Origin of the sequence: Pseudovibrio sp. POLY-S9 (genome assembly GCF_001431305.1) — a bacterium.
Lineage (GTDB): Bacteria > Pseudomonadota > Alphaproteobacteria > Rhizobiales > Stappiaceae > Pseudovibrio.
On record NZ_LCWX01000260.1, the window covers coordinates 100,423 to 105,372 of the forward strand.

General features: G+C 51.5%; 4 protein-coding genes and 1 pseudogene. All 5 read left to right on the plus strand.

What is annotated here, in order from left to right; translation table 11 throughout:
* Positions 1-295 (plus strand): annotated as a pseudogene (locus PPL9_RS34575) (glutathione-disulfide reductase); the annotation flags it as partial.
* 99 nt (positions 296-394) lie between these two features.
* Entirely contained in the window at positions 395-1,021 is a 627-nt protein-coding gene (locus PPL9_RS29505; protein WP_057466052.1) for a gamma-glutamylcyclotransferase family protein, read from the plus strand.
* Between the two features lie 352 nt (positions 1,022-1,373).
* Positions 1,374-2,744, plus strand: coding sequence for a 3-deoxy-7-phosphoheptulonate synthase class II (locus tag PPL9_RS29510; protein ID WP_057466053.1), 1,371 nt, complete (start codon positions 1,374-1,376; stop codon positions 2,742-2,744).
* 165 nt (positions 2,745-2,909) lie between these two features.
* Complete coding sequence (locus PPL9_RS29515) at positions 2,910-3,434, plus strand: response regulator (RefSeq protein ID WP_208989719.1); 525 nt, start codon at positions 2,910-2,912, stop codon at positions 3,432-3,434.
* Between the two features lie 154 nt (positions 3,435-3,588).
* Positions 3,589-4,950: NAD+ synthase (locus PPL9_RS29520; protein ID WP_082597183.1), on the plus strand; the 1,362-nt coding region annotated here is incomplete at its 3' end.

Below are 4,950 nucleotides of genomic sequence, written 5' to 3' on the forward strand. Positions count from 1 at the left end.
GGCGCGCTTCGACAACATCGATATCTATTCCTCATCCTTCCGTCCGATGAAGAACACCCTTTCTGGCAAACCTGGCAAGATGTTCCTTAAGATGCTGGTGGATGCGGATACCGACAAAATCCTCGGCATTCACATCATGGGTCCAGACTCTGGCGAACTTATCCAGATCATCGGCGTGACCCTGTCCATGGGCGCCACCAAGTCGGACTACGACCGTACCATTGCGGTGCATCCGACTGCTGCAGAAGAATTGGTGACAATGCGCGAACCATCTGAGCGTATCCGCAAGAATTAAACTTTAGTTGACTTCCAAAGAACCGCTGGCCTTTGCCAGCGGTTCTTTTTTGTCCTGCATCTGGAGCAGGGCATCTTTCTCGTTTTGATAGGAATACTCGTGACTGACCTCACACAGGACCAGATTTGCTATTTTGGTTATGGCTCACTCGTAAATGAAGAAACATTGCCCGCAGGCACGACTGTGGTTGCTGGACAGCTGAGTGGCTGGAAGCGGGAATGGCGTGGCTGCTCCAAAGGCAAAAAAGGCAATGGCCGCATGTCAGGCGTTGGTGTCTGCGCATTGGGTGTCCGTCGTGAAGAGGGCTCTGTCATTCGTGGTGCGATGGTGCTTGATACAAAAGCAAACCTGCCTGCGCTGGATAAACGTGAATGGCATTATAACCGCAAATCCCTCAGTGATGATAGTTTCGTGCCCGATTGTGGCAGGCAGATGCCATCAGACACGTTCCTTTATCAGGTGCAGGATCAGTACGCGCACTGGGGCAATGACGAGCACCCAATCCTGCAAAGCTATGTTGACTGCGTCATGGCTGGATTCCATCGCCTGTGGGGTCGTGAAGGTTTATTGCACTTCATGGAAACCACGGACGGCTGGGATCGTGTACCAATTCTAAATGATCGCGCAGAGCCGTTTTATCCGCGTGCTATTGTTCTGTCCAAAGAACTTGCGGGCACGATTGACGATCTGCTGAAATCTGTGAATGCTCAATATTTAAATCGCTGAAATTAGGTTCATGGTTCGCGAGTGTGAACGCTTCATGTATCTTTACACAAGTGTTCATCTGCGATCTTGAAGGGTGCTTTGAAATAATTATCTATCAAGATCTAATTTATTAGAACATAGTAGCTCTAAAGCAGATTGGTTTGATGGATTCTCATAGGGCCTGATTTTTTTGAGGTATCCTCAACCTACAGCGATAAAACAACGTATACGTCCCCCTAGTCAGATAAACGGGCTGCGTGTATAAGCCTTTCTGGGCTTTTGTCTCATGATGAGAACAGCTCAAAGAATTAACGCTGCCAAAGAGAGGCGCATAGGGCGCGCTGGCAGCATTCCGTATTGATGGAGTTTTAAAATGGCGGACAAATGGACACCGGATTCCTGGCGATCAAAACCGATCGTGCAGGTACCGGACTATCCAGATAAGGAAGCAGTGGCAGACGTTGAAAGTCGCCTAGCAACTTATCCGCCGCTCGTGTTTGCAGGTGAGGCGCGCAAGTTGAAAGCGCAGCTCGCTGATGTTGCCGAGGGGCGTGGATTCCTCTTGCAAGGTGGTGATTGTGCGGAGAGCTTTGCAGAGCATCACGCTGATCACATTCGCGACTTTTTTAGAGCATTCCTGCAAATGGCCGTGGCGCTCACCTATGGTGCGCAGCAGCCAGTTGTAAAAGTGGGCCGTATTGCTGGTCAGTTTGCAAAACCGCGTTCTTCCAATATTGAGAAGAAGGGCGATATTGAACTGCCTAGCTACCGTGGTGACATCATCAACGGTATCGAGTTCAACGAAGACTCTCGTATTCCAGACCCTGAGCGGCAGGTGAAAGCCTACCGTCAGTCTGCTGCGACGTTGAACTTGATCCGTGCGTTCGCGCAAGGTGGTTTTGCCAATCTGGATCACGTCCATCAGTGGATGCTCGGCTTCGTAAAAGACAGCCCACAGGCACACCGCTATCAGGAAATGGCAGATCGTATTTCCGACGCCGTCTCCTTCATGCGTGCTTGCGGTGTTGATCCCGACAATACACCTCAGCTGCGTTCCACCGATTTCTTCACCAGTCACGAAGCATTGCTTCTGGGCTACGAAGAAGCGCTGACACGCATCGATTCCACCACTGGCGAATGTTACGCAACATCCGGCCATATGCTCTGGATCGGTGATCGTACGCGTCAGTTGGATCATGCACATGTTGAATTCTTCCGTGGCATCAAGAACCCGATTGGCCTCAAATGTGGTCCATCTCTTGATCCTGAAGAGCTGATCAAGCTGATCGACGTTCTGAACCCTGAAAACGAAGCTGGTCGTCTGACACTGATCACCCGTTTCGGCCAGGACAAGGTGTTCGAACATCTTCCAGCTATGGTACGCGCTGTTGAGCGTGAGGGTAAGAAAGTTGTTTGGTCTTGTGACCCGATGCACGGCAATACCATCACTGCAAACGGATACAAAACGCGTCCGTTCGAGCGTATTCTGCGTGAAGTAGAAGCATTCTTCGCGGTTCACCGCGCTGAAGGCACTCATGCAGGTGGTGTTCACGTCGAGATGACTGGCCGTAATGTGACCGAATGTACCGGTGGTGCACGCGCACTGTCCGCAGAACAACTCGGTGATCGTTACCACACCCATTGCGATCCTCGCCTCAACGCGGATCAGGCTCTGGAGCTGGCGTTCAAAATCGCAGAGAACCTCAGAAAAGAATCTGATACGCGCCTTGCAGTGAACACTTAACTCTATCTAGAGTATTCATATGATGATCAGGGGTTGCACATTGTGCAGCCCCTCTTTTTTTGATAAATATTTATATGCGAAGCACATAGAAAATTGGAACTATGTGCCTCCTGCCTTTCGCTGCCCGATGTTTTTCTAGGTTTTTTCGCCCTCAGGGAGAGTTTGTTGCTTCAGAGCGATTCTTTGTTGTCTGGCTATTCAATCCTTATTGTGGATGACAACAACTACATGCGTTCCATCTTGCGCACTATGATCTCCGGCTTTGGCGTGCGTTCCATCTACGAAGCAGGCGACGGGGCCGACGCGATCGCAATTCTGCTCGATCGCAGGCCCGATATTGTGCTGTGCGACTGGATCATGCACCCGATTGATGGCAATGACTTCCTCCGTATTCTCAGGCAGGACGAAGATTCTGAAATTGCCAAGACCCCGGTAATCGTCATTACGGCTGTTTCCCGCCGTTCCGTTGTTGTGGCGGCGCGCAATGCTGGCGTAAATTACTTCCTTGCCAAACCAATTGCGCCCGCAATTCTGTATGATCGCCTGAAGGCCATCGTGATGCAGGGGGATGAGCCTATTCAGGCCAGGGACATGGCACAGATGCCAATGGGTACAAGGTTGCAACAGCATCTGGACCTCATGGCAAAGGCGAAAGATTCTGGGCAGGTGAAGAAGAAGTCGTCAGATTGATTTTCACCCTGTGAATCCTTTCCTCAACCGTCAACTATGTGATGGATCGACTTTTCTCTGCTACAAAAACGCGGTACACGAGAACCAAAGCTATTAAAGCTCGAAGCAAACAGGGCCACCCCTTCCATCCACTAAAGCCTTTGAAGTTTATATGATGATTAAAGACCAGTTCCGTTTGGCCGTCGTACAGGCCAACCCTTGCCTTGGTGATATCTCCGGTAATGCTGAGAAAGTGCGTCATCACCGAAAGCTGGCCGCCGAACAAGGCGCTGATCTGGTTTTGTATTCTGAACTGTTTCTGGCTGGCTATCCGCCAGAGGATCTGGTCTTGAAGCCAGCCTTCGTAGCTGCCTGTAAGCGTGAACTGGAAGGCTTGGCCAAAGAAACGGCTGATGGTGGTCCCGCACTGCTCGTTGGCCTGCCATGGGCCGAAGAGGAAAAGCTCTACAACGCCGTCGCACTGCTCGACAACGGCAACATTGAGGGCCTGCGTTACAAGGTCGACCTGCCAAACTATGGCGTTTTCGATGAAAAGCGTGTCTTCGATGCTGGGCCCAATCCGGGTCCGATGAGTTTCCGTGGTGTGCGCCTTGGCGTTCCGATTTGTGAAGACACATGGTCCGATGAGGTGTGCGAATGTCTGGAAGAGACAGGCGCTGAAATCCTGCTGGTTCCAAATGGGTCTCCTTACTACCGCGATAAAATAGATGAGCGCATGCAGATCATGCTCTCTCGTGTTGTCGAAACGGGCCTTCCGCTCGTGTATTGCAATCAGGTTGGCGGTCAGGATGAGCTCGTGTTTGATGGCGCATCCTTCGCCCTCAATCATGATCGCTCATTGGTGATGCAACTCGGTCAATTCACCGAGGAAACAGATTACCTCGACTTCAATAAAGATGCAGAAGGTCTGTGGTTCGCAAAACCAACTCGCATCGTTCCAATGCCAGATACACAGGAAGCAGACTGGCTTGCGTGTGTCCTTGGCCTCAAAGACTACGTGAATAAGAACGGCTTCCCGGGCGTTGTACTTGGCCTGTCCGGCGGTATTGATAGTGCGATCTGTGCGGCCATGGCCGTTGATGCTCTGGGCGCTGATCGTGTTCACTGCATCATGCTACCATACCGCTACACCTCCGAGGAAAGCATCAAGGACGCCAAGGCCTGCGCGGATGCACTTGGGGTGAAGTACGATACCATTCCAATCGCAGAGCCTGTCGAGGGCTTCCAGCAGACGCTGGCTGGCGTATTTGCAGGCACTGAGAGCGGTATCACCGAGGAAAACCTCCAGTCCCGTTCTCGCGGTGTTATCCTCATGGCGGTATCCAACAAATTCGGCTCCATGGTTGTGACCACCGGCAACAAGTCAGAAATGTCTGTCGGCTACGCCACCCTTTATGGGGATATGAATGGCGGCTTCAACCCGATCAAGGATCTTTATAAGACCGAGGTTTATCGTCTGTCTGACTGGCGCAACAAAAACCATCCGGCAGGTGTGATGGGGCCGGCGGGTGAGGTG